The sequence below is a fragment of the Streptomyces sp. NPDC036764 genome (assembly GCF_055609385.1).
On sequence record NZ_JBVJPT010000008.1, the window covers coordinates 148,042 to 171,837 of the forward strand.

Below are 23,796 nucleotides of genomic sequence, written 5' to 3' on the forward strand. Positions count from 1 at the left end.
CCGAGCGGCGCGGGAGAGATGAGCCGAGCGGCGCGGGAGAGCTGAGCCGAGCGGTGCGGGGGAGCTGGGCCGAGCGGCGCGGGGGAGCTGAGCGAGGGGTGCGTGCGGCCTCCGCTGGATAGGGTCGCTGTATGGCCAGTGACAAGGACAAGGATCTGACCGACCCCGCCCCCGACCCGGCCGACCCCACGGCCCCCCTGCCGACCCCCGCGACCGCGCCCGGCCGTGACGGGCTCGCCGCCCTGCTCGCGCGACCCGAGCGGGCGCTCGTCGCCCTGGACTTCGACGGCACGCTCGCGCCGATCGTGCCGGACCCGGAGCAGGCGCGGGCCCACCCCGACGCCCTGCCGGCGCTCGCGGCGCTCGCCCCCAAGGTCGCCGCCGTCGCGGTGATCACCGGCCGGCCGGCCGACGTCGCCGTGCGGTACGGCGGATTCGCCGGGATCCCCGGCCTTGAGCACCTCGTCGTGCTCGGGCACTACGGCGCCGAACGCTGGGACGCCGTCAGCGGTGAGGTCACCGCGCCCGACCCCCACCCCGGCGTCGCGGCCGTGCGGGCCGAACTGCCCGGCGTCCTCGACGCGAACGGCGCCGCGACCGGCACCTGGACCGAGGACAAGGGGCACGCCATCGCCGTGCACACCCGCCGCGCCGCCGATCCCCAGGGCACTTTCGAGGCCCTGCGCGGCCCCTTGGCCGACCTGGCCCGGCGCAACGGCCTGATCGTCGAACCCGGCCGCATGGTCCTGGAACTGCGCCCGCCGGGCATGGACAAGGGCGTGGCGCTGAGCGAGTACGTCCGGGAACTCGGCGCCGAGTCCGTCCTCTACGCCGGTGACGACCTCGGCGACCTGCCCGCCTACGCCGCCGTCGACAAACTCCGCTCCCACGGCACCCCCGGCCTGCTGGTGTGCAGCGGCAGCGAGGAGGTCACCCAACTGTCGGAGCGGGCGGACATCGTGGTGGACGGCCCGGCGGGCGTCGTACGGCTACTACGAGCCCTCGCCGACCGGGCCGGCTGACCGGCCCCCCGTTCAGGCGGACGGGCCGGGCCGTTCCTCCAACGCGTGCAGTTGGTCCAGGAACCACTGGGCGGGCGGTAGTGCGGTTGCGGCGGCCGCCAGGCGCTTCGAGCGCTCCGCCCGTTCCTCCGGACGCACGGTCAGTGCCTCGTGCAGTGCCCGTGCCGTGCCGATCACGTCGTACGGGTTGACGGTGATCGCGTCCTCGCCCAGCTCCTCGTGGGCCCCGGCCTCCCGCGACAGCACCAGGGCGCACCCCTCGTCGGAGACGACCGGCACCTCCTTCGCGACCAGGTTCATGCCGTCCCGGATGGGGTTGACGAGCGCCACGTCCGCGAGTCGGTAGGCGGCCAGCGAGCGCGCGAAGTCGTCCTTGACGTGGAGCACGACCGGGGTCCAACCCGGCGTCCCGTACTGCGAGTTGAGCTCGTCCGCCACCCGCTGCACCTCGGCCGTGTAGTCCCGGTACACCGCCAGGTCCTGCCGCGAGGGGTAGGCGAACGCCACGTGCACCACGCGCTCGCGCCACTCGGGGCGGTCGTCGAGGAGCTGCCGGTAGGCGAGCAGACCGCGCACGATGTTCTTCGACAGCTCGGTCCGGTCGACCCGCACGATCGCCCTGCGGGCGGTCCCGTCCGGGGCCGTGCCGATCTCGGCGCGGAGCGCGGTCATCCGCTCCTCCACGTCCGCCCGGTGGGAGCGTTCGCGCAGGAAGTCCGCGTCCGCGCCCAGCCCGTGCACGCCGATCCGCGTGCCCCCGAGCCCGTCGGCGAACCGGGCGGCGCAGCACGCCTCGAACGCGTCCGCCCACCGCCGGGTCAAAAAACCCAGCCGGTCCGCGCCCAGCATCCCGCGCAGCACCTGATCGGCGATGTCGTCGGGCAGCATCCCGAAGTACTCGGGCGGCGCCCACGGCGTGTGCGAGAAGTGGCCGATCCTGAGGTCGGGGCGCAGCTCACGGAGCATCCCCGGCACCAGCGTCAGGTGATAGTCCTGCACCAGCACCGCCGCCCCCGGCGCCGCCTGCCCGGCCAGCGCCTCGGCGAAGGCGCGGTTGTAGGTCACGTACGAGGTCCACTGGCGCCGGAACTCCGCGTCGAAGACCGGCTCCAGCGGCGTCTGATAGAGCATGTGGTGGACGAACCACAGCACCGAGTTCGCGATGCCGTTGTACGCGTCCGCGTGCACGTCGGCCGGGATGTCCAGCATCAGCACGCCGTCCTCGCCGACCCCGCGCCGCACCGCCTCCCGGTCCCCGTCGGACAGCGCCGAGCACACCCACAGCGCGCCCGCGTCCGGCCCGATCGCCGACAGCCCGGAGACGACTCCGCCGCCGCCGCGCTTGGAGTTCAGCGAGCCGTCGTCGCCCACCGCGTACGAGACCGGGCCGCGGTTCGACGCGACCAGCACCTTGGCAGCACCCGGCGCACCCGGCCCATCCTGCGCATCCTGCGTGGAAGCCATAAGCCTCAACCTAGCCCTCCCCGGAAACGCTCAAACGTGCGGTTCCGCTCAGTGGGGGGCTCTTGTACGCCCTGTATACGGCCGGATTCCGGCGTTTACGCGACCTTCCGCGTCGCGTACTCGGCGATCTCCACCATCGGCGGCCGTTCCTCGGTGTCCACGGAGTACGTACGCGGCTCGAAACCGTCCTCGCCGCGCTCGAACTGGGTCAGCGACGGCCGCACCAGATGCCCGCGGGCCAGCCGCAACTGGGCCGTGCGGTAGATCGCGGCGGACATCCGGCCGAGCGCCTGCCCGTCCTGGTGCCGGTGCTTGCGCACCCCCACGTCCACCTGGGCGAGCGCGTCGAGCCCGACCAGATGCAGCGCGTCGACCAGCATGCCCAGCTCGATGCCGTACCCGACGGGGAACGGGAGCTGTTCCAGCAGGCTGCGGCGGGCCGCGTACTCGCCGCCGAGCGGCTGCACGAAACCGGCGAGCTGCGGCCAGTGCATGTTCAGCAGCGGGCGCGCCATCAGCTCCGTGACCCGGCCGCCCTGCCCGGCGGCACCGCCGAGCGGACGGTCGTACATCGCCTTGACCAGGTCCACGCCGGGGTCGGTGAGCAGCGGGCCGACGATCCCGGAGACGAAGTCGGAGGAGAACTCCTTCAGATCGGCGTCGATGAAGCAGACGACGTCGCCGGTCGTGACGAGCAGCGAGCGCCACAGCACCTCGCCCTTGCCGGGCACGGCCGGGACGCGCGGGAGGATCTCGTCCCGGTGCACCACCCGGGCGCCCGCGGCTGCGGCCACCTCGGAGGTGCGGTCGGTGGAGCCGGAGTCGACGACGACGATCTCGTCGACCAGCGGAACCTGCCGCACGAGGTCATGGGCGATGATCGAGACGATGTCGCCGACCGTCTCCTCCTCGTTGAGCGCGGGCAGCACGACGGAGACCGACTGGCCCGTGCGCTGTTTGGCGGCCAGGATGTGATGCAGCGGGCGATCGGTAACGGACCAGGAGCGGCGGCTCAGCCAGCGCTCGACTTCTTCCAGCACGGTCGGCGGCTCCTCACTGTCGGAACGTTTGTGATCCATCTCGCGGTTCGGACGGCTATCTCAACTGTCCTGGCGTTCGGTTACAGTCTTGAACAACGCGGGTGACCATCGCATGTCCGAGGTCAACCGTCGTCCACAACCGAATACCGCTCATCCAGAGGGGCAGAGGGATACGGCCCGATGAAGCCCCGGCAACCCTCCAGTCGGTTCTCGTAGATCAGCGTCGATCGTCACAGTTGATCGTCTGCGCGAGGCTCCCGGCTAGGGAAGGTGCCAAATCCGTCTCACGGCGAGATGCGTCGTGAGGAAGATGAGGAGAAAGGGCCTCGCCTCACATGGCTGCGCAGACTGTTGCAAGCACCACCGAATCCACCGTAGACCTCGGCCCCGCCGCGGCGCTCTCCTGCCGCGAGTGCGGCCACCGGGTACCGCTCGGCCCGGTCTTCGCGTGCGAGGAGTGTTTCGGCCCGCTGGAGATCGCCTACGACTTCTCGGCCTACGACACCGAGGAGCTCCGCAAGCAGATCGAAGCGGGTCCCGCGAACATCTGGCGTTACGCGCCGCTGCTGCCCGTCCCGGCCGACGTCGCCGACAAGCCGAACCTCAACCCCGGCTGGACCAAGCTCGTCAAGGCCGACAACCTCGCCGGCGAGCTGGGTGTGACCGGCGGCCTGTACATCAAGGACGACTCCGGCAACCCGACGCACTCCTTCAAGGACCGTGTCGTCGCCCAGGCCCTGGAGGCCGCCCGCGCCTTCGGCTTCACCACGCTCTCCTGCTCCTCCACCGGCAACCTGGCCGGCGCGGTGGGTGCCGCGGCCGCCCGCGCCGGCTTCCGCTCGTGCGTGTTCATCCCGCACGACCTGGAGCAGGGCAAGGTCGTCATGGCCGCGATCTACGGCGGCGAGCTCGTCGGCATCGAGGGCAATTACGACGACGTGAACCGTTTCTGCTCCGAGTTGATCGGCGACCCGGCCGGCGAGGGCTGGGGCTTCGTCAACGTCAACCTGCGGCCCTACTACGCCGAGGGCTCCAAGACCCTGGCGTACGAGATCTGCGAGCAGCTCGGCTGGCGGCTCCCGGACCAGTTGGTCGTCCCGATCGCCTCCGGCTCGCAGCTCACGAAGATCGACAAGGGGCTCCAGGAGCTGATCAAGCTCGGGCTCGTCGAGGACCGGCCGTACAAGATCTTCGGTGCGCAGGCCGAGGGCTGCTCGCCGGTGTCGACCGCCTTCAAGGCCGGCCACGACGTGGTCCGCCCCCAGAAGCCGAACACCATCGCCAAGTCGCTGGCCATCGGCAACCCGGCCGACGGCCCGTACGTCCTCGACATCGCGCGCCGCACCGGCGGGTTCGTGGAGGATGTGACGGACGAGCAGGTCGTCGACGCGATCAAGATCCTCGCCCGGACCGAGGGCATCTTCGCGGAGACCGCCGGCGGGGTGACCGTGGGCGTGACGAAGAAGCTGATCGAGAGCGGTGTCCTCGACCCCACGAAGACCACGGTCGTCCTCAACACCGGCGACGGCCTCAAGACCCTCGACGCGGTGGCCGGTACCGGCCTCACCGCCACCATCCGCCCGAACCTGGACTCCTTCCGAGAGGCTGGCCTCGCATGAGCGTGACCGTTCGCATCCCCACCATCCTGCGCACCTACACCGGCGGGCAGGCCGAGGTCGCCGCCGATGGTGCCAACCTCGCCGAGGTCATCGCCGACCTGGAGAAGAACCACACGGGGATCGCCGCCCGGGTGCTGGACGACCAGGGCAAGCTGCGGCGCTTCGTCAATGTCTACGTCAATGACGACGACGTGCGTTTCGAGCAGGGCCTGGAGACGGCGACCCCGGACGGTGCGGGCGTTTCCATCATCCCGGCCGTCGCCGGCGGCTGACAGAATGACCGATCATTACCATCGGTAACACGGGTTACTGAGAGTTCACCGAATTGCCCCCTCCGTGAGAGAAGCGGAGGGGGCAATTCTGTGTGGTTGAGCGAGGTACAGTTGGGGAACGTGCCGCCGATCTCCGAGTCGGTTGCCCTTGATTCTTGCCGTACGCCCGACAAGAAGTAGCCAAAGTGTGCGGGTTTTTTGCGGCTTCTGTTCCTTTTGTCAGGTCCGACTTGACCTGAAGTCAGGGGAATTGTCCCCACATTCCCGACCGGTCGTGCCCGGATTTCTCGTCCGATTGACCTGTTGCAGACGGCAGTTGGGCAGATACATTCAGCCGCGGTCGACGCGTTCCGGCGCACGCCCCCGACCGATGGGGGGTGAGGTCTGACCCGGATCCGCGAAGTGTGGATCTGTGCAAGGGCCAGTAATAGGGGAGTTAGGCATGGCTCAGGGCACCGTCAAGTGGTTCAACGCGGAGAAGGGGTACGGCTTCATCGCGGTCGACGGTGGTGCGGATGTTTTCGTCCACTACAGCGCGATCCAGATGGACGGTTACCGCACCCTGGAGGAAGGCCAGCGGGTCGAATTCGAGATCTCGCAGGGCCAGAAGGGGCCGCAGGCGGACATGGTCCGTCTGGCGACCGGCTGAAGCACGCGTCGACTAACAGCAGCGACGTACTTCTTCGAAGGGCCCGCACCTCCCGGGGTGCGGGCCCTTCGCCGTGCTCAGAACCCGTTCGCGGTCCGTTCGCGCCCGGCGGAGCGCCCCGCCCGATCCCCGAGAGCCGCTTGCACTCGCATGGGTCGAGTGCTAATCATTGCGTTAGCACTCTGAAGGTGAGAGTGACAACGAAGGACCGGGTCGGTGAGGCCCGCAGGCCGGGTGGGGCAAGGAACCACGAGGCCGGCGAGCCGTCCGTCGCGGGCGCGGGCGCGGTCCGAAGGAATCACCCCCAGTCCTGGAGGGACCACTTCACATGGCCAAGATCATCGCGTTCGACGAGGAGGCGCGGCGCGGCCTCGAGCGCGGCATGAACCAGCTCGCGGACGCCGTGAAGGTGACGCTCGGCCCCAAGGGCCGCAACGTCGTCCTCGAGAAGAAGTGGGGCGCCCCCACGATCACCAACGATGGTGTCTCCATCGCCAAGGAGATCGAGCTCGAGGACCCGTACGAGAAGATCGGCGCCGAGCTGGTCAAGGAAGTCGCCAAGAAGACGGACGACGTCGCCGGTGACGGTACGACCACCGCGACCGTTCTCGCCCAGGCCCTGGTCAAGGAGGGCCTGCGCAACGTAGCCGCCGGCGCCAACCCGATGGCCCTCAAGCGCGGTATCGAGCGCGCCGTCGAGGCCGTCTCCGCCGCCCTGCTGGAGCAGGCGAAGGACGTCGAGACCAAGGAGCAGATCGCCTCCACGGCCTCCATCTCCGCCGCCGACACCCAGATCGGCGAGCTCATCGCCGAGGCGATGGACAAGGTCGGCAAGGAAGGCGTCATCACCGTCGAGGAGTCCCAGACCTTCGGTCTGGAGCTGGAACTCACCGAGGGTATGCGCTTCGACAAGGGCTACATCTCGGCGTACTTCGCCACCGACATGGAGCGTATGGAGGCGTCGCTCGACGACCCGTACATCCTGATCGCCAACTCCAAGATCGGCTCCGTCAAGGACCTGCTCCCGCTCCTGGAGAAGGTCATGCAGTCGGGCAAGCCGCTGCTGATCATCGCCGAGGACGTCGAGGGCGAGGCCCTGTCGACCCTGGTCGTCAACAAGATCCGCGGCACCTTCAAGTCCGTCGCCGTCAAGGCCCCGGGCTTCGGTGACCGTCGCAAGGCGATGCTGAACGACATCGCCATCCTCACCGGTGGCGAGGTCATCTCCGAGGAGGTCGGTCTCAAGCTCGAGAACACCTCCCTGGACCTGCTGGGCCGTGCCCGCAAGGTCGTCATCACCAAGGACGAGACCACGATCGTCGACGGTGCCGGTTCTTCGGACCAGGTCGGCGGCCGTGTGAACCAGATCCGCGCCGAGATCGAGAACAGCGACTCGGACTACGACCGCGAGAAGCTCCAGGAGCGCCTGGCGAAGCTCGCGGGCGGCGTGGCCGTCATCAAGGCCGGTGCCGCCACCGAGGTGGAGCTCAAGGAGCGCAAGCACCGCATCGAGGACGCCGTGCGCAACGCCAAGGCGGCCGTCGAGGAGGGCATCGTCGCCGGTGGTGGCGTGGCCCTGCTCCAGGCCTCCGGTGTCTTCGAGAAGCTGGAGCTGGAGGGTGACGAGGCGACCGGCGCTGCCGCCGTCAAGCTCGCCCTTGAGGCCCCGCTGAAGCAGATCGCCGTCAACGCCGGCCTCGAGGGCGGCGTCGTGGTGGAGAAGGTCCGCAACCTCACCCCGGGTCACGGCCTGAACGCCGCGACCGGTGAGTACGTCGACCTGGTCGCCGAGGGCATCATCGACCCGGCGAAGGTGACGCGTTCCGCGCTGCAGAACGCCGCGTCGATCGCCGCGCTGTTCCTCACCACCGAGGCCGTCATCGCCGACAAGCCGGAGAAGGCCGCCGCGCCTGCCGGTGGCGGCATGCCGGGCGGTGACATGGACTTCTGATCGACCTCGGGGGCCCTGGCCTCCGGTTGATCAACGTCCTTACCGAGGGCGGCACCCCCTGTTGCGACAGGGGGTGCCGCCCTCGGTGTTTCGGCGGCTGCGCGTGGTTCGTGGTTGCTCGCGCAGTTCCCCGCGCCGCTAAGGGGCGCGGGGAACTGCGCGACCAGCCCACACGTACCCGCACCCGCACACGAAACAGAACCCCCTCCTGGGAATGCGCGACCTCACACCCGTCGTTGCTTAATGTGGTGCAACAATGCGTACGCACATACCGCTCGGTATAAACAGAACCCGCTTCCCAGGAGCTCCTACGTGACCGTCACCCAGCCCGCCGCCTCCCGCGCGGCCCAGATCCTCTCCCGGCCGACCGCGATCAACGGCCTCACCGTTCCCAACCGCATCGTGATGGCGCCGATGACCCGCATGTTCTCGCCGGGCGGCGTTCCCGGGGAGGACGTGGTGTCGTACTACGCGCGCCGGGCCGGTGCCGGGGTGGGGCTGATCGTGACCGAGGGGACGTACGTCGGGCACGAGTCGGCCGGTCAGAGTGACCGGGTGCCGCGGTTCCACGGCGAGGAGCAGCTCGCCGGATGGGCGAAGGTCGCCGACGCGGTACACGCGGCGGGCGGCACCATCGTGCCGCAGCTCTGGCACATCGGCATGGTGCGTCAGCAGGGCCAGCCGCCCTACGCGGAAGCCCCTGCCGTCGGCCCCTCCGGGCTGCGCATCGGTGCCGCCGAGGCCACCGGCAGGGCGATGACCCGCAGCGACCTGGACGACGTGATCGGCGCCTTCGCCGAGGCCGCCGCGGACGCCGAGCGCATCGGCTTCGACGGCGTGGAGATCCACGGCGCCCACGGCTACCTCGTCGACCAGTTCCTGTGGGAGGGCACCAACCGCCGCACGGACGCCTACGGCGGTGACGCGGTCGCCCGTACCAAGTTCGGCGCGGAGATCGTGGCCGCCGTACGCGAGCGGGTCTCCCCGGACTTCCCCGTCATCTTCCGCTACTCGCAGTGGAAGCAGGAGGCCTACGACGCGCGCCTCGCCGAGACCCCGGAGGAGCTGGAGGCCATCCTGGCCCCGCTCGCCGCGGCCGGCGTCGACGCCTTCCACGCCTCCACCCGCCGCTACTGGATCCCGGAGTTCGACGGCTCCGACCTCAACCTCGCGGGCTGGACGAAGAAGCTGACCGGCAAGCCCGCCATCACCGTCGGCTCGGTCGGCCTGGACGGCGAGTTCCTGGGCGCGTTCGTCGGACAGGGCTCCGGGCTCAAGGGCCTCGACGACCTTCTGGACCGGCTGGAGTCCGAGGAGTTCGACTTCGTCGCCGTCGGCCGCGCGCTGCTCCAGGACCCCGAGTGGGCGGCGAAGGTGCTGGAGGGCCGCTTCGGTGACCTGGCGCCGTACGACGCGGCGTCGCTGAAGTCCCTGAGCTGAGCCCCGGCTCGCGGCTACCGTCGGAGAGATGAGGATCCTTCATCTCTCCGACACCCATATCCGGAAGACCGACGCCCCCGACAGGCACGGTGTCAACGCCACCGACTCGCTGCGGCTGTTGCTCGCCGAGCTGAGGCACCTGCGGGGCGTCGACGCGATCGTCGTCACGGGGGACATCGCGGACGACGGCGCCGTGGAGGCGTACACGACCGTACGGGAACTGGTGGGCGAGTTCGCGCGGACGCTCGCCGCGCCGGTCTTCTACACGACCGGCAACCATGACGAACGCGTGGCCTTCGGCAAGGTGCTGGGCAGCGGTCATGCGGAGCCGGAGCTGGTACTGGACTCCGCGGCCGGTGAGCGGGCGGCCGTGAGCACGGTCGGGGGCGTGCGGCTGGTGACGCTGGACTCGCTGGTGCCGGGGAAGGTGCACGGCCGGCTGGGCTCGGCCCAACTCGACTGGCTGAAGGGCGTGTTGAGCGCCCCGACCCAGCAGGGCACCGTCCTCGCCCTCCACCATCCGCCGATCGCCCTCGACATCTCGGCGACCCAGCCGGTCTTCGGCCTGCGCGACCCCGGCGACCTCGCGGCGGTGATCCGGGGCAGCGACGTACGCCTCGTCCTGGCCGGGCACTACCACCTCCAGCTCTTCGGCTTCCTGGCCGCGGTGCCGGTCTGGGTCACCCCCGGTGTCGTCAGCCGCGTCGACCTGACGACGGCACCCGGCACGGAACGGGTGGTGCGCGGGGCGTCGGCGTCGCTGGTGGAGCTGGGCGGAGCGGACGGGCCGCTGTTCCACACCTTCCACGCACGCGATCCCCGGGCGCACGAGACGGTGTACGAGCTGGACGAGGGTCAGGTGCGGGCGATGGTGGATCGGGAGGGCTGAGCCGGGTACGCCTTGGCCCGGAGCGTGATCGGCGCCCGGGCGGGGGCGTGACCTGCGTCCGGGCGGGGGCGGGACCTGGGCCCGGGCGGGGCGTGACCTGCGTCCGGGCGGGGGCGGGACCTGGGCCCGGGCGGGGCGTGACCTGGGCCCGGGCGGGGCGTGACCTGTGTCGCTTGAGTAAGTCAATCAACTGACTTAAGGTTGCCTAGGTCAATCAGTCAGGCCGGTCGGCCACCTTCCTGCTCGTACGCCCACGGAGGCTCCGCCATGTCCCACGCCCCTGCTCCTCCCGCCGAGGCGGGCGGCGGCGCCCTGCCTCGGTCGAACGCCGTGGTGGCGGTGCTGGCCTTCGCCGGAATCGTCGTCTCGCTGATGCAGACACTGGTCATCCCGATCGTCCCGGAACTGCCCAAGCTGCTGGACGCCCCGGCCTCGGACACCGCCTGGGCGGTCACGGCGACGCTGCTCGCCGCGGCCGTGGCGACGCCCGTGATGGGCCGGCTCGGCGACATGTACGGCAAGCGGCGGATGCTGCTGGTCAGCGTCGTCCTGCTGGTGGCCGGCTCCGTCGTCTGCGCCCTGAGCGACGCGCTGGTCCCGATGATCGTCGGACGCGTGCTCCAGGGCCTGGCCTCCGGTGTGATCCCGCTCGGCATCAGCATCATGCGCGACGAGCTCCCCGCCGAGCGCCTCGGCTCCGCCACCGCCCTGATGAGCGCCTCCCTCGGCATCGGCGGCGCGCTCGGCCTGCCCGCCGCCGCGCTCATCGCGGACAACTTCGACTGGCACGTGCTGTTCTGGACGTCGGCCGGCATGGGTGTCGTGGCGCTGGGCTGCGTGCTGCTGTTCGTGCCCGAGTCGAAGGTGCGCACCGGCGGGCGCTTCGACCTCGTCGGCGGCATAGGCATGGCGGTCGGGCTCGTGTGTCTGCTGCTGGGTATCTCCAAGGGCGCCGACTGGGGCTGGACCAGCGGCACGACGCTCGGTCTCTTCGTGGCGGCCGTGGTGATCCTGCTCGCCTGGGGCTGGTGGGAGCTGCGCACCGACCAGCCGCTGGTCGACCTCCGTACGACCGCCCGCCGTCAGGTGCTGGTCACCAACCTGGCCTCGATCGCGGTGGGCTTCGCGATGTTCGCGATGAGCCTGGTCATCCCGCAGCTCCTCCAGCTCCCCGCCCAGACCGGCTACGGCCTCGGCAAGTCGATGCTGGTCGCGGGCCTGTGCATGGCGCCGTCGGGCCTGGTCATGATGGCGACGGCCCCGGTGTCGGCGGCCATCTCCCGGGCCAAGGGCCCCAAGGTCACGCTGATGATCGGTGTCCTGATCGTGGCCGTGGGCTACGGCCTCAACATCGTCTTGATGTCCGAGGTCTGGCACTTCATCCTGGTCGCCTGCATCATCGGCGCCGGTGTCGGCTTCGGCTACGGCTCGATGCCCGCCCTCATCATGAGCGCCGTCCCCGCGTCGGAGACGGCCGCCGCGAACAGCCTCAACACGCTGATGCGTTCCCTCGGTACGTCCACCGCGAGCGCCGTCGCGGGCGTGATCCTCGCCCAGATGACGACGGACCTCGGCGGCTACGCCCTTCCGTCCGAGAGCGGCTTCAAGGTGGTCCTGGCCGTGGGTGCCGGGGCGGCACTGCTGGCGTTCGTGGTGGCGTCGTTCATCCCGAAGCAGGGGTCGGCCGCCGCCGGGGAGCCCGTGGCGCGGGCGACGGCGGAGCCGGCGGGAGCGACCGCGAAGTAGCGGCTACAGGTTGCCCAGCGGCTCGATGTCGACCTTCACCGGAGTGCCCCACACGCGCAGCACCTCGTAGTCGGTGAACTCGTGCACGAGCCGGTAGGCCATGGCCGGGCGCGGGCCGCGGCGCTGGGCGGCGAGATAGAGCTCGGCCTCCCGGCGGTCGCGCCGCGGCGTGCCGCAGAGCTGCCACTCCTGGCCGTTCCACAGCTCCGGCAGCCAGCGCTGCTGGGGCTGTGGGCGGTCACCGCGGACGCCGTAGCGGGAGGGCGCGGAGTGCTCGGGGGAGTGGGGGGCCGCCGGGCCGGTGCCGTTGTACTCGGAGCGGCGGGCCGCCCGGCGCCGCGTCTCGCACAGCAGGCACAGGTCCGGGGCCGCGGGGTCCACCGGGCCGCCCGGGTGCTCAGGACACCGGGTCGTCCGGGCGGCCGTCGTGACACTCTCGTCCAGCAGGTCGAGGGCGCGGCGCAGATCCGCCTTGACCTCGTGCAGCCTGGTGTCCGGCGTGTCGACGGTGAGGGCCTCGCCGTGCTCGCCGAGGAGGCGCAGTGCTCGGCCCAGTGCCGTCAGTTGGGCGTGGTTCATGGACCCCAGTCTGTGCAGTCCCACGCCCTTCGCGCCACTCTCAGCCCATGCTCTTCGCGCCGTCCAGGGACTCCCGGAGGATGTCGGCGTGGCCGGCGTGCTGCGCCGTCTCGGCGATGATGTGCAGCAGCACCCTGCGGGCCGACCAGTGGGCGCCGGGCTCGAACCACGGGGCCGTGGGCAACGGATGGGCGACGCTCAGGTCGGGCAGGGCGGCGACCAGCTCGTCGGTCCGCCGGGCCACCTCGGCGTACTCGTCCAGCACACCCTTCAGGGTCTCGCCGGGCAGCATGCGGAACTCGTCGGCCCGCCGGGCGAGGTCCTCCTCGGTCATGGCGCTGAAGTCGCCCATGGCCGACGGGCCGCGCTGGATGAATTCCGCCCAGTTCCGCTCCGTCGACGTGACGTGCTTGATCAGACCGCCCAGACACAGCTCACCGGCCGTGGTCCGCTGCCCCGCCTGCTCGTCGGTGAGGTCCCGGGTGGTGAACCGCAGGAAGTACCGGTGCTTGGCCAGCGCCTCCAGGAGGTCGGTGCGCTCGTCGGTGACGGTTTCGTTCGAGGTCTCGTTCATGAGGACTACGGTAGGAACCGATTAGGTCAGATCCTGTCCGCAATGACGAAGGCGCTCACATCGATGTCCGAAAGCTGAGCGCGCGGGCCGGCCGGGCGGCGCGGTCGCCGTGTCAGGCGCCCTCGGCCAGGGTGGTCAGGCGGTCGTACTGGTCCGGGGAGAGGTGTACGTCGGCCGCGCCCACGTTCTCCTCCAGGTGCGTGACACTCGCCGTCCCCGGGATCGGGAGGATCACCGGCGAGTGGGCGAGGAGCCAGGCGAGGGTGACCTGGGTCGGCGTGGCGTCGGCTTCCTTCGCGATCGCGGCGATCCTTGCCGAGCGCGCTCCCGACCGGCCCGCCGCCGCCGGCCGCCAGGGCAGGAAGGCGATGCCCGCCTCCTCGCACGCCGTGAGGACGGGCTCGTGCTCGCGGTCGAGGAGGTTGTACCGGTTCTGGACGCTCGCGATGTCCACGACGGCGCGCGCCTCGGCGAGTTCGGCGGCGGTGACCTCGGACAGCCCGATGCGGCCGATCTTGCCCTCGTCGCGCAGGTCGCGCAGGGCGCCGAGCTGGTCGGCCAGGGGCACGCCGGGGTCGAGGCGGTGGAGCTGGAGCAGCTCGATGCGGTCGAGGCGGAGGCGGCGCAGGGCCTCGTCGACCTGGGCGCGCAGGTCGGCGGGCTCGCCCGCGTACCGCCAGCCCTCGGCCGAGGTGGTGTGGCGGATACCGACCTTCGTGGCGATCACGAGGCCCTGCGGGTACGGGTGCAGGGCCTCGGCGAGGAGATCCTCGTTCGCTCCCCAGCCGTACATGTGCGCCGTGTCGATCAGTGTGACGCCGAGTTCGACGGCCCGCCGGGCGACCGCGAGCCGGCCGGCGCGGGCCTCGTCGGTCTCCGGCCGCAGATGCATGGCCCCGAATCCGAGCCGTCCTACTTCCAGGTCGCCGCCGATACGGAACGTCTTCGGTGCCGTCATGCGGCCACGCTAACAGGGGATTTGGTCAGCGCCCCGCCGATTTCAGCGCCGCTCGCAGGTGGCCCTGGGAGTCGGCCAGGAGCCGGGTCGCGGTGGGTCCGTCCGTGTCGGCGAGCAGGATCAGGATCGCCGTCTTCACCTCGTCGCCCGCCTCGGCCAGGGCCCGTTCGATGTCGGTGTCGTCCGCGCCGGTGGCCAGGGCGACGATGCGGCGGGAGCGGGCGCGCAGTTTGTCGTTGGAGGCGCGGACGTCGACCATGAGGTTCCCGTAGGTCTTGCCGAGCCGGATCATCGTGATCGTCGACAGCATGTTGAGGACCAGCTTCTGGGCCGTGCCCGCCTTGAGGCGCGTCGAGCCGGTGAGCAGCTCCGGGCCCACGACGACCTCGATGCCGTGCTCGGCCGCCGCGGCGAGGGCGCTGTCCGGGTTGCAGGACAGGCCGATGGTCAACGCGCCCTGGCGGCGGGCGTGTTCGACGGCGCCGATCGCGTACGGCGTGCGGCCGGAGGCCGAGATGCCGACCACCGTGTCGGCGGGGGTGAGCACGAGGGCGTCCAGGTCGACGCGGGCCAGGTCCTTGGAGTCCTCCGCCCCCTCGATGGAGGTGACCATCGCCTCCGGGCCGCCCGCGATGAGGCCGACGACATCGGCGGGGTCGGTGTTGAAGGTGGGCGGGCACTCGGAGGCGTCGAGGACACCGAGGCGCCCTGCGGTACCGGCACCGGCGTAGATGAGGCGCCCGCCGCGTGCCATGCGCTCGGCGACGGCGTCGATGGCGGCGGCGATCTGGGGCAGCCGGGATGCGACGGCGGCCGGCACGGAGGCGTCCTCGCCGTTCATGAGCCGGGCGATGTCGAGGGTGGGGAGCTGATCGATCTCGGCGAGCTCGGGCCGGAACGCCTCGGTGGCAAGGGTGTCCAACTCGGCGCGGAGATCACGGGCGTTGGATGCAGAGGTCATGAGCAGGCGGCTCTTTCTGATGTGCGGTGTCCTGTCCGGCCTTCAGGGGCGCGGGGCTGTGTTCAATTTGCGGCTACCGCCGCGCGGGCGTGAGCAGCCACAACGGACCCGCAGAAATCCCGCAACCGTCAGGCCCGCGGTCTATCTGCGATGCCGATGTGCCAGTGCCTCGTAAGACGCGGCCAGTGCGGGAGCCGCGGTCTCATAGGTCCGCTGAGCGACTCCCACGAACAGACAGTCCACGACGAGAAGCTGACTGGTCCGGGACGACATCGCGGCGGGCCGCAGCTCGCTCTCCCGTGCCGTCGACGTCGTGAGGATGTGGTCGGCGTACTGGGTCACGGCCCCGTCCGGCCGCCCGGTGATCGCGACGGTCGTGGCCCCGCGCTCGAAGGCGACCCGCAACGGCTCGATGACGTCACCGGTGGACCCGGAGTGGGTGATGGCGATGGCCACGTCCCCCGCCCGCAACTGCACAGCGTTCGTCACGGCGAGATGCGGATCGCTGTGCGCGTGGGCTATCAGCCCTATCCGCAGCAGCTTCTGAGCCAGATCCTGCGCGACCAGCCCCGACGCCCCGACGCCGTACACGTCGATGCGGCGGGCGGTGGCGGCGGCCGACACCGCCGCGCCGAGCTGGACCGTGTCGAGGCCGGCCGCCGTGTCGGCGAGGGTCTGCTGCTCGTCGTAGGCGAGCTTGGCGACGACGTCCGCGATGGGGTCGTCCACCGCGATGTCGGTCGTGATGGCCGGGGCGCGGCCCGACTGCTGCTGGGCGGCCAGGCCGGCCAGGGCGAGGCGCAGGTCGCGGTAGCCGGGGTAGCCGAGGAGGCGGGCGGTGCGCACGACGGTGGCCTCGCTGGTGCCGGTGAGTTCGGCGAGGCCGGTGACCGTGAGGGCCGCGCAGCCCGCCGGGTCGTTCGCGACCGCTTCGGCGACGCGCTGCATGGAGCGGGTCATCGACGGGGCGAGCGTGCGCACCTTGGCCGCGAGGGCGGCGGGCGCGGGAGCACGGTCGAAAGTTTCCTTCACTTCATGAGGCACACTTGAAAGGTATTTTCAGGTCCGGGCCCTGGTCAAGAGTGCGCACAATAGGAGCATGGAACCCGTTACTCCGCTGGAACAGGCGCTGCACACCGCCCGCGCCCTCGTGCTCGCCGACCTGGTCGCGGGCGAGGTCGCCGAGGCGGACGTCGTGTCGCTGGTCGAGGAGGCGGTCGTACAGCGGCGCTGGTGGGTGGAGCAGTGGCCGGACGGCGTGGAGTTCGTGGCGGGGCTGGTCGCCCAGGACGTACAGGACGCCCTGCTGGACCGGTACGGCCGCTGGCCGTTGTGCCCGGTGTGCTCCGGCGGTGACCCGCACGCGCTGGAGGTCGAGCCGGAACTGGGGCCCGATCCGCACTGGGTGTGCCACCAGGCGGGCGTGAAGGTCGCGGCGGTGGGCTCGCTGGGGCCGGCCGTCGCGGGCGGGGCGCCGTCCTCGTGATCTACATCGATCCGCCCACCTGGCCGGGGCACGGCCGGATGTGGTCCCACCTCGTGAGCGACGTCTCGTACGACGAACTGCACACGTTCGCCGAGGAGTTGGGCGTGCCCCGGCGGGCGTTCGAGCGAGATCACTACGACGTCCCCTCGCACCGGTACGCCGACGCGGTGCGCGCCGGCGCGGTGGAGGTCAGCAGCCGTGAGGTGGTGCGGTTGTTGCAGGAGGCCGGGCTGCGCAGGCCGAAGGGGCGGAGCTGGGGCTGACGCCCCTTCGGTCCGGGCCCGCTAGGCGAACTGGCCGGGCTGGTAGGAGCCGGCCGGCTGCTGGACGATGACGTTCATCCGGTTGAAGGCGTTGATCAGGGCGATCAGGGACACCAGGGCGCCGAGCTGCTCCTCGTCGTAGTGCTTGGCGGCGTTCTCCCAGACGTCGTCCGGTACTCCGCCGGCCGCGTCGGCGATACGGGTGCCCGCCTCCGTCAGCTCCAGCGCGGCGCGCTCGGCCTCGGTGAAGACGGTGGCCTCCCGCCAGGCGGCGACCAGATTGAGGCGGACGGTGTCCTCGCCCGCGGCGACGGCGTCCTTGAAGTGCATGTCGGTGCAGAAACCGCAGCCGTTGATCTGGCTGGCGCGCAGGGTCACCATGTTCTGCGTCGCGACGGGCAGCGACGAGTCGTGGATGACCTTGCCCGCCGAGGCGATGTACTTCACGAACTTGCCGACGGTCGGGATCTCAAGGGCGTTCAAACGGGCGCTCATGGCGAACTCCTCAGCCGTTGCTGTTGGCCGTTGTGGGTGGTTACACAGCTATGACGGAGGGGGTCGGGCGGATGTGACGGGGAGGGATGTGGCCTAGGTCACTCGCTGTGCACCCCGCGGGAGTGCTCGGTCCGTCGCATGGGGTACCAGGTGTCACCGGCCGGCTCCGGCGGGTCGGACAGGTTCCAACTCCACGACAGCGTCGGTGTGATGCGCAGGTAGTGGCCGTGGCCCACCATGCCGGTCCGCTGGACGGGGCCGTCCGCCGTGCCGTACACCCGGATGCCCTGGGCGACGAACGGATCGACGGAGAGCATGCCGTCCACGACGAAGGCCACCTTGTCGCGGCCGTGGCCGACATTGCGGAACTTACGGGTGCCGAGGACCTCCGCGCGGGGGCCGCCCACCCAGAAGTGGGTGCCGTCGAATTCCAGGGCCACCGGGACCACGTCGGGCTGCCCGCCGGCGCAGAGACTTGCGAAGCGGGCGAGGGGGTTGGAGGTCAGATAGGTGATCTCCTCGTCGGTGAACGACATGACGGCTCCCTCGGCGGCGCGGGTCGGACACGCGACAGGCTAGGCCGTGGCGGACCGCCGCCTGCGGACGTAGAGCCGCAGTTCCCGGTCCATGTCGTGCTCCTCGTACGCCGTCCGCTCCTCCTCGATACTCGCCCGCACGTAGCCCGCGCGCGTGGCGACGCCCTGCGAAGGTGTGTTGTCGACGTGGATGGCGGCGTGGAGGAGGTGCACGTCGTCACGGGCCAGGGCCCACTCCGACAGTGCGCGCAGGGCCTCGGTCGCGTAGCCCTGGCCGCGGGTGGCCTCGGTGAGGTCGTAACCGACCTCGGCGCTGCCGTCCTCGTCCGGTATGCCGTGGAATCCCATGCCGCCGATCGCGCGGCCGTCCTGTCGCCGTACGAGAACGAACAGCCCCCACTCGGGCCGGTGCACGCCCTCCGCGTACGCCTTCACCACCATGCCCGCGGCGTCCCGCGTGCCCTGGAAGGGGCCGCCGTCGACCCACTCGAAGCCGCCGTCCCCGCCGGTGTGCAGGTCGGTGGCGGCCGCGGGGGTGACGCCCTGGAGGGTGAGGCGGTCGGTGGGGATGACGAGGTTGTTCTGCCAGCGCCACTCGGTGACGGCCGGACGGCCCGGGAGGTCGCGGCGGCCGGTGGCCCACAGCAGGGTGTGCCAGTGGTCGGGGCCCGGGCGGACGTGCGGGAAGATCGTCGTGAGGACGAACTCGGGGAGTTCGGCGGGCGGTTCGTACGTCAGCCCCAGGCCCTCGGCGATGTCGTACGTGTGCAGCAGCACCTCGGCGATCCCCATCGCGGCGAAGCCCTCGCGGTTCGCGCTGCGGAAGGGGTACGGGTGGAAGGCGCGGGCCTCGCGGGGCGTGGTGCGGATCGTGGCGGCGAACAGGGCGCCGGTCGTCTCGATCACCTGGAGCAGGCCCTCGTTGTCGGTGCCGGCGTCGAGGGTGATCTCGAAGGGGACGTAGGCGTCCTGGGCGCGGCCCGCCAACTGGCCGGCGTAGGCGATGAGGTCCTCCGCGATGTGGAACGCCGTCTGGTGGCAGTTCCACTCCAGTCGGCCGGCCCGTACGGCCGCCCAGTCCCGGTCCGCCGCCGTGCGCAGCAGTGCCACGCAGCTCGCCACGGCCTCGCTCGCGCGTTCCCCGCCCATGTGTCGCATGTGCGGCAGGCTACGGGCCCGGGTCGGTCAGGGCGACAGCATTTCCAGCTCGCCGGCGAGGTTGTAGCGGGCCGTGGCCTCCCACTCCTTCTTGCCGTGCGGGGTGCGGAACAGGCCCGGCAGATCGAGGAGTTGGCGCAGGATCGCGGCACGGCCCTCGCGGAAGGCGTCGTTCGGGACGAAGTGGTACTCCTCGCGGACGGCGGCCGTATAGGCGGCGTACACGGAGGGCGGGGCGGCGAGGATCGCGAGGTCGGCGTCGCACAGGACCTGGCCGTCGCGGTCGTCGGGCGCCGGGTCGTGGGTGACGGTCAGGCGCACGAGTCGGGCGACCTCGGCGGTGCGCTCCGCGGGGACGCCGGCCTCCGGGAGCGCGCGTTCGGCGAGCCGGGCGGAACGCTCCTCGTTCTCCGAGCGGTCGGGGAGGTAGACGGCGTCGTGGAACCAGGCGGCGAGGCGTACGACGTCAGGGTCGTCGGCGTGGCCGGCCAACTCGTCGACGCGGTCCAGGACCGCGGTGAGGTGGGTGAGGGTGTGGTAGTGCCGCTGCGGTTCCTGCCAGCGGGCGAGGAGGTTGTCGGCGTAGGGGGTGGGGTCGGGGGCGGCTTCGATGGGCTCGGGGGAGCGGGCCGCGTTGAGGGCTTGGGCGAAGCGGGTGCGGAGGGCTTCGAGGGTGTGGGGATCGGCCATGGCGTCATTGTGACGTGCGTGGCACGGGGTGGTCGATGGCCGACTTCGGGGTCGGGGGTGGTGACGGGTGGGGGTGCGGTGCGGGTGGGTGGGGGGCCGGTCGCGCAGTTCCCCGCGCCCCTGAGGGGGTTGTGGCTGGGGGTCGCTGATCAGTTCTGTTGGGGCATTGCCCGGCCTCGGGGGTGGTGACGGCTTGGGGCGGGCTGCGGGTGGGTGGGGGCTGGCCGCGCAGTTCCCCGCGCCCCTAGGGGGTAGCGGCTGGGGCCGGCCGATCAGTTCCGTTGGGACGTTGCCCAGGCTCTGGGGTGGTGGCTGCTGGTGGCGGGCTGGGGGTGGTCTGTGGCCGGTCGCGCAGTTCCCCGCGCTCCTGAGGGGGTTGTGGCTGATGTGGCGGAGCAGGGGGCTGGGGTGTGGTGTGGGCTGATCTCTGGTGGGCAGGCGTAGGCTGGGATTGGACTAGACCTGTTTGGGCTAGACCTTTAGCGTCGTCGAATGCCGAGGAATGGGGTCCCATGAGCAAGCGTGCAGTCCTGGAGGTGATCGCCCTCGGCGTCGAGGACGCGGTCGCCGCCCAGGCCGGAGGTGCGGATCGGCTCGAACTGGTCACCGACATGGCGGCCGACGGACTGACCCCGCCGGTGGAGACGTTCGCCGCGATCCGCGCCGCCGTCGACATCGACCTGCGCGTGATGCTGCGGCTGGCGGACGGATTCGCGGTGGGGGACGTCGAGCGGCTGGTGCGCACGGCGCGGGCGATGCGGGACGCCGGGGCCGAGGAGTTCGTGCTCGGGTTCCTCGACGGCGACGGCGGGGTGGATCTGGAGGCCGTCGAGCGGGTGGTGGGTGTGCTGGACGGGTGCCGGTGGACCTTCCACCGCGCCATCGACCGGGCCGCCGACCGGGACGCCCTGCGCAAGCAGCTCGACGGGATGCCGGGGCTGGACACCTACCTCACGGCCGGGGCGGCGGCGGGCGTGGACGACGGTCTGCCCACCCTGCTCGCCGAGGCGGAGAGGGCGGGGGAGCCCGGGTACGAGCAACGGATTCTGGTGGGCGGCGGACTACGCCTCGACCACGTGCCGACGCTGCTGACCGCCGGCATCGACGCCTTCCACATCGGCGGCGCAGCCCGCCCCAACGGCTGGAACGCCCCCGTCTCCACGACCGCGGTCGCACAATGGCGAGCAGCACTGGACGGACTCGCGTAGGGCCGGGAGGCAGGGAGGGCCGGGAGGCAGGGAGGGGCGAGAGGGCAGGGAGGGCCGGGAGGGGCGAGAGGGTCAGGAGGGCCGGGCGCGCCGATCTCCCGCCCCAGCGGCACCCCCCTCAGGGGCGCGGGGAACTGCGCGACCGGCCACAGACCACCGGCAGCCCGCTACCAGCAGCCGCCACCCCAGAGCCTTGGGCAGTGTCCCGACGGGAACTGATCGGCGGGCCCCCGGCCGCACCCCCCTAGGGGCGCGGGGAACTGCGCGACCGGCCACAGACCACCGGCAGCCCGCTACCAGCCGCCACCACCCCAGAGCCCGGGGCAGTGTCCCGACGGGAACTGATCGCCGAGCCCCAGCGGCAACCCCCTCAGGGGCGCGGGGAACTGCGCGACAAGCCCCCACCCACCCGCACCGCACCCCCAGCCGTCACCACCCCCGACCCCCCCGGCCCCTCAACCCAACTGCACCGGCAACCCCGCCGCATGCACCACCACCAACCCCGAAACCGCCCTCGTCAGGGCGACATACAACCGTCGCAACCCCGTGCGTTCGTCCGGCTCGCCGTCCACCACGGCCTGGGGCTCGTCCAGGACGACGTAGTCGTATTCCAGGCCCTTCGCGAGGGACGCGGGGACCAGCGTCAGGCGGGTCTCCTGGGTCGTCTCCTCGCCGGGGGACAGGTACATGAGCCCCGCCTCGGCCAGCGCCTCCGACAGCGCCGGAATCCGGCCATCCGCGGCGATCAGGCCGACCGACCCCTCATGCCGCAGCAACTCCCCGCACGCGGCGACCACCTCGCCCGCCCCCGACACCGTACGGACCTCGAAGAACCCCGGGTTCTCACGGATCGACGCCACCGGAGCCAGCCCCGGCGCGATGTAGGGAAGAAGCCGGGAGGCGTACGCGATCACGTCCGTCGGGACGCGGAACCCGGCCGTCAGCTCCTCGATGACCCCCTCCGACTTGCCGAGGTGCGACAGCGCCTCGTCCCAACTGCGCGTCGCCCACGGCGTCGTGCCCTGCGCCAGATCACCGAGGATCGTCGCCGAACCGGTCGTACACCGACGTCCCACCGCCCGGTACTGCATCGGCGACAGATCCTGCGCCTCGTCCAGGACGACATGGCCGAGCGACGCCGTCCGGGACACGAGGTCGGTCACCTCGTCGATCAGTACCGCGTCCGCCGCCGACCACTTCGCGGACTTCACCGACCGCACCGGCTTCGCCCACAGGATCGTCTTCTGCTCGTCCCCCGACAGGATTCCGGCGGCGTGTTCGGCCAGGAAATCCTCGTCCGTCAGCAGCCGCAGCACCAGTTTCGCCGGGTCGACCGGCGGCCAGATCGCCTTCACGGCCGCCTTCACCGCGCTGTTGCGGGCCACCGCGTCCTGCACCCGGTCGTCCGGCGCCTCGCCCGACCGCTCCATCTGCACCAGCACGGCGTGCGCGATGCGCTGCGGAAGGGCCTCGCGGGCGGCGCCGTACCGGATGTCGCGGTCCAGCAACTCCCGTACGGTCTCTTCGAGTTCGTACGCCGCGACGCGCCAGCGGCGGGATCCGCGGACCACGACCACCGCCTCCGTCGGCATCGTCACGTGCGAGTAGACCGCCCGCCGCAGCACCTCCGCCATCCGCGCGTCCCCCTTGACCACCGCGGCCGGTGCGTCGTCCGTGCCGCGCACCTCGACGTGGGCGACCAGGTCGTCGACCGTGGCCTGGCGGACCGTCAGCTCGCCGAGCGCCGGCAGCACCTGCTCGATGTAGTGCAGGAAGGACTTGTTCGGCCCGATGACGAGCGTGCCGGTGCGGGCGAGCCGCTCGCGGTGGGCGTAGAGGAGATAGGCCACCCGGTGCAGACCCACCGCCGTCTTGCCGGTGCCCGGGCCGCCCTGCACACACACGGTCCCGCCGAGCCCCGACCGTACGATCTCGTCCTGCTCGGGCTGGATCGTCGCCACGATGTCGCGCATCGGACCGACGCGCGGACGCTCGATCTCCTGCTGGAGCAGCTTGCTGGTGCGGGCAGCCTCCTGCGGGTCCGAGAGGTGCTCGTCCTCGTACGCCGTGAGATCGCCGCCGGTGTAGCCGAAGCGGCGGCGCAACGCGATGTCCATCGCGTCCTTCTTGGACGCCCGGTAGAACGGCTGCGACACCGGCGCCCGCCAGTCGATGACCATCGGGTCGCCCTCGGCGTCGTGCACATGCCGGCGCCCGATGTAGAAGCGCTCGCCCTCCGCGCCCTCCGCCTCCTCGGCGCCCGGGGCGTGCAGGTAGTCGAGCCGGCCGAAGAACAGCGGGGTGTCGCTGAGGTCGGCCAGCGCCTTGATGCGCTCGTCGATCTGGCGGGCGAGGACTTCGGCATTGACCCAGTTCGCGGTGACGTCGCTGATGTCGAGGGACTCGACGTCCTCCCGCATGGCGCGCAGGGCGGCACGGGATCCGGCGAGGTGGGAGCGCTCTCGGGACAGCGGGTCGAGGGAGTCGAGCGGGTCGTCGACGGGCGTGGACAAGGGGGTGCCTCCGGAGGACCTGCGATGGGTGGTCGAGAGGGCCGGCCGGTTTCCGTCCGGGCGGCAGCACTCCGTGAACGGAGGCGGGCAAGAGCGGAGATTTTAGGTGAGCACGCGAGACGGACGCCAACGATTTTCCCGCCCCGGAATGAATCGCCAGGCCCCGGAAGAACGAATCGCCAGGCCCCGGAACGGATCACCCGACCCAGGAAGAACGAATCGCCGGGCCTCGGAACGGATCACCCGGCCCCTGAACGAAGCTCCGTCCCCTAGGGGACGCGGC

Annotated in this window: 23 protein-coding genes and 1 riboswitch; of the genes, 11 read left to right on the top strand and 12 right to left on the bottom strand. The window is 71.2% G+C overall.

Annotated elements, in window-relative coordinates; all coding sequences use genetic code 11:
- The first annotated feature begins 131 nt into the window (after positions 1-131).
- Positions 132-1,022 carry a trehalose-phosphatase gene (gene otsB, locus ACZ69Q_RS27545; protein WP_471046611.1) on the top strand — a complete coding sequence of 297 codons (891 nt, stop codon included), beginning with the start codon at positions 132-134 and terminating at the stop codon, positions 1,020-1,022.
- Positions 1,023-1,034: 12 nt separating this feature from the next.
- On the opposite strand, the gene ACZ69Q_RS27550 is transcribed toward otsB, so the two are convergent.
- Positions 1,035-2,486, bottom strand: a complete 1,452-nt coding sequence (locus ACZ69Q_RS27550) for an alpha,alpha-trehalose-phosphate synthase (UDP-forming) (RefSeq protein WP_471046612.1) — start codon at positions 2,484-2,486, stop codon at positions 1,035-1,037.
- 95 nt (positions 2,487-2,581) lie between these two features.
- Positions 2,582-3,526, bottom strand: a complete 945-nt coding sequence (locus ACZ69Q_RS27555) for a glucosyl-3-phosphoglycerate synthase (protein WP_471046613.1) — start codon at positions 3,524-3,526, stop codon at positions 2,582-2,584.
- A 147-nt stretch (positions 3,527-3,673) separates the two neighbouring features.
- Positions 3,674-3,843, top strand: a riboswitch (SAM riboswitch).
- Between the two features lie 18 nt (positions 3,844-3,861).
- Between ACZ69Q_RS27555 and thrC the strand changes: the two genes are divergently transcribed.
- The 7 genes from thrC (at position 3,862) to ACZ69Q_RS27590 (ending at position 12,092) form a co-directional block, all read left to right on the top strand.
- On the top strand, positions 3,862-5,145 hold the full coding sequence (gene thrC / locus ACZ69Q_RS27560) for a threonine synthase (RefSeq protein ID WP_471046615.1): 1,284 nt from the start codon (positions 3,862-3,864) through the stop codon (positions 5,143-5,145).
- The gene (locus tag ACZ69Q_RS27565; protein ID WP_471046616.1) at positions 5,142-5,417 is read left to right on the top strand and encodes a MoaD/ThiS family protein; all 276 of its coding nucleotides are present in this window, start codon (positions 5,142-5,144) and stop codon (positions 5,415-5,417) included. The genes thrC and ACZ69Q_RS27565 overlap by 4 nt, the downstream gene beginning before the upstream one ends.
- Before the next feature lie 442 nt (positions 5,418-5,859).
- Positions 5,860-6,066 (top strand): cold-shock protein, encoded by a 207-nt coding sequence (locus tag ACZ69Q_RS27570; protein WP_007382895.1) that lies wholly within the window; start codon positions 5,860-5,862, stop codon positions 6,064-6,066.
- Positions 6,067-6,394: 328 nt separating this feature from the next.
- The gene (groL, locus tag ACZ69Q_RS27575) at positions 6,395-8,017 is read left to right on the top strand and encodes a chaperonin GroEL (protein ID WP_471046617.1); all 1,623 of its coding nucleotides are present in this window, start codon (positions 6,395-6,397) and stop codon (positions 8,015-8,017) included.
- Positions 8,018-8,329: 312 nt separating this feature from the next.
- A complete protein-coding gene (locus ACZ69Q_RS27580; RefSeq protein ID WP_471046619.1) occupies positions 8,330-9,457 on the top strand; it encodes an NADH:flavin oxidoreductase in 1,128 nt (375 codons plus the stop codon).
- A gap of 28 nt (positions 9,458-9,485) precedes the next feature.
- Positions 9,486-10,346: a metallophosphoesterase family protein gene (locus tag ACZ69Q_RS27585; RefSeq protein ID WP_471046621.1), complete on the top strand. Its 861-nt coding sequence runs from the start codon at positions 9,486-9,488 to the stop codon at positions 10,344-10,346.
- A 267-nt stretch (positions 10,347-10,613) separates the two neighbouring features.
- Positions 10,614-12,092, top strand: coding sequence for an MFS transporter (locus tag ACZ69Q_RS27590; protein WP_471046623.1), 1,479 nt, complete (start codon positions 10,614-10,616; stop codon positions 12,090-12,092).
- A 3-nt stretch (positions 12,093-12,095) separates the two neighbouring features.
- On the opposite strand, the gene ACZ69Q_RS27595 is transcribed toward ACZ69Q_RS27590, so the two are convergent.
- The 5 genes from ACZ69Q_RS27595 to ACZ69Q_RS27615 form a co-directional block, all read right to left on the bottom strand.
- Positions 12,096-12,671, bottom strand: coding sequence for a hypothetical protein (locus ACZ69Q_RS27595; RefSeq protein WP_471046625.1), 576 nt, complete (start codon positions 12,669-12,671; stop codon positions 12,096-12,098).
- 40 nt (positions 12,672-12,711) lie between these two features.
- Positions 12,712-13,245, bottom strand: a complete 534-nt coding sequence (locus tag ACZ69Q_RS27600) for a DinB family protein (protein ID WP_471046627.1) — start codon at positions 13,243-13,245, stop codon at positions 12,712-12,714.
- A gap of 112 nt (positions 13,246-13,357) precedes the next feature.
- The gene (locus tag ACZ69Q_RS27605; RefSeq protein WP_471046628.1) at positions 13,358-14,203 is read right to left on the bottom strand and encodes an aldo/keto reductase; all 846 of its coding nucleotides are present in this window, start codon (positions 14,201-14,203) and stop codon (positions 13,358-13,360) included.
- Between the two features lie 25 nt (positions 14,204-14,228).
- Positions 14,229-15,164: an N-acetylmuramic acid 6-phosphate etherase gene (gene murQ / locus ACZ69Q_RS27610; RefSeq protein WP_471046629.1), complete on the bottom strand. Its 936-nt coding sequence runs from the start codon at positions 15,162-15,164 to the stop codon at positions 14,229-14,231.
- A 141-nt stretch (positions 15,165-15,305) separates the two neighbouring features.
- Entirely contained in the window at positions 15,306-16,208 is a 903-nt protein-coding gene (locus ACZ69Q_RS27615; RefSeq protein WP_471046630.1) for a MurR/RpiR family transcriptional regulator, read from the bottom strand.
- 55 nt (positions 16,209-16,263) lie between these two features.
- Between ACZ69Q_RS27615 and ACZ69Q_RS27620 the strand changes: the two genes are divergently transcribed.
- Entirely contained in the window at positions 16,264-16,650 is a 387-nt protein-coding gene (locus ACZ69Q_RS27620) for a hypothetical protein (RefSeq protein WP_471046632.1), read from the top strand.
- A complete protein-coding gene (locus tag ACZ69Q_RS27625) occupies positions 16,647-16,913 on the top strand; it encodes a DUF4031 domain-containing protein (protein WP_471046634.1) in 267 nt (88 codons plus the stop codon). Before ACZ69Q_RS27620 ends, ACZ69Q_RS27625 begins: the two co-directional genes overlap by 4 nt.
- Before the next feature lie 21 nt (positions 16,914-16,934).
- Here ACZ69Q_RS27625 and ACZ69Q_RS27630 read toward each other — a convergent pair whose 3' ends face one another.
- From ACZ69Q_RS27630 to ACZ69Q_RS27645, 4 genes are all read right to left on the bottom strand, one after another.
- Positions 16,935-17,408 (bottom strand): carboxymuconolactone decarboxylase family protein, encoded by a 474-nt coding sequence (locus tag ACZ69Q_RS27630; protein ID WP_269642184.1) that lies wholly within the window; start codon positions 17,406-17,408, stop codon positions 16,935-16,937.
- Positions 17,409-17,506: 98 nt separating this feature from the next.
- Positions 17,507-17,944 (bottom strand): PPOX class F420-dependent oxidoreductase, encoded by a 438-nt coding sequence (locus ACZ69Q_RS27635; RefSeq protein WP_471046636.1) that lies wholly within the window; start codon positions 17,942-17,944, stop codon positions 17,507-17,509.
- A 39-nt stretch (positions 17,945-17,983) separates the two neighbouring features.
- Positions 17,984-19,102 (bottom strand): GNAT family N-acetyltransferase, encoded by a 1,119-nt coding sequence (locus ACZ69Q_RS27640; protein WP_471046637.1) that lies wholly within the window; start codon positions 19,100-19,102, stop codon positions 17,984-17,986.
- A gap of 27 nt (positions 19,103-19,129) precedes the next feature.
- The gene (locus ACZ69Q_RS27645) at positions 19,130-19,792 is read right to left on the bottom strand and encodes an HD domain-containing protein (protein ID WP_471046639.1); all 663 of its coding nucleotides are present in this window, start codon (positions 19,790-19,792) and stop codon (positions 19,130-19,132) included.
- Positions 19,793-20,304: 512 nt separating this feature from the next.
- On the opposite strand from ACZ69Q_RS27645, the gene ACZ69Q_RS27650 reads away from it, so the two are divergent.
- The gene (locus ACZ69Q_RS27650; protein WP_471046641.1) at positions 20,305-21,000 is read left to right on the top strand and encodes a copper homeostasis protein CutC; all 696 of its coding nucleotides are present in this window, start codon (positions 20,305-20,307) and stop codon (positions 20,998-21,000) included.
- Between the two features lie 455 nt (positions 21,001-21,455).
- Here ACZ69Q_RS27650 and ACZ69Q_RS27655 read toward each other — a convergent pair whose 3' ends face one another.
- Positions 21,456-23,513: a HelD family protein gene (locus tag ACZ69Q_RS27655; protein ID WP_471046643.1), complete on the bottom strand. Its 2,058-nt coding sequence runs from the start codon at positions 23,511-23,513 to the stop codon at positions 21,456-21,458.
- Positions 23,514-23,796 lie beyond the last annotated feature (283 nt).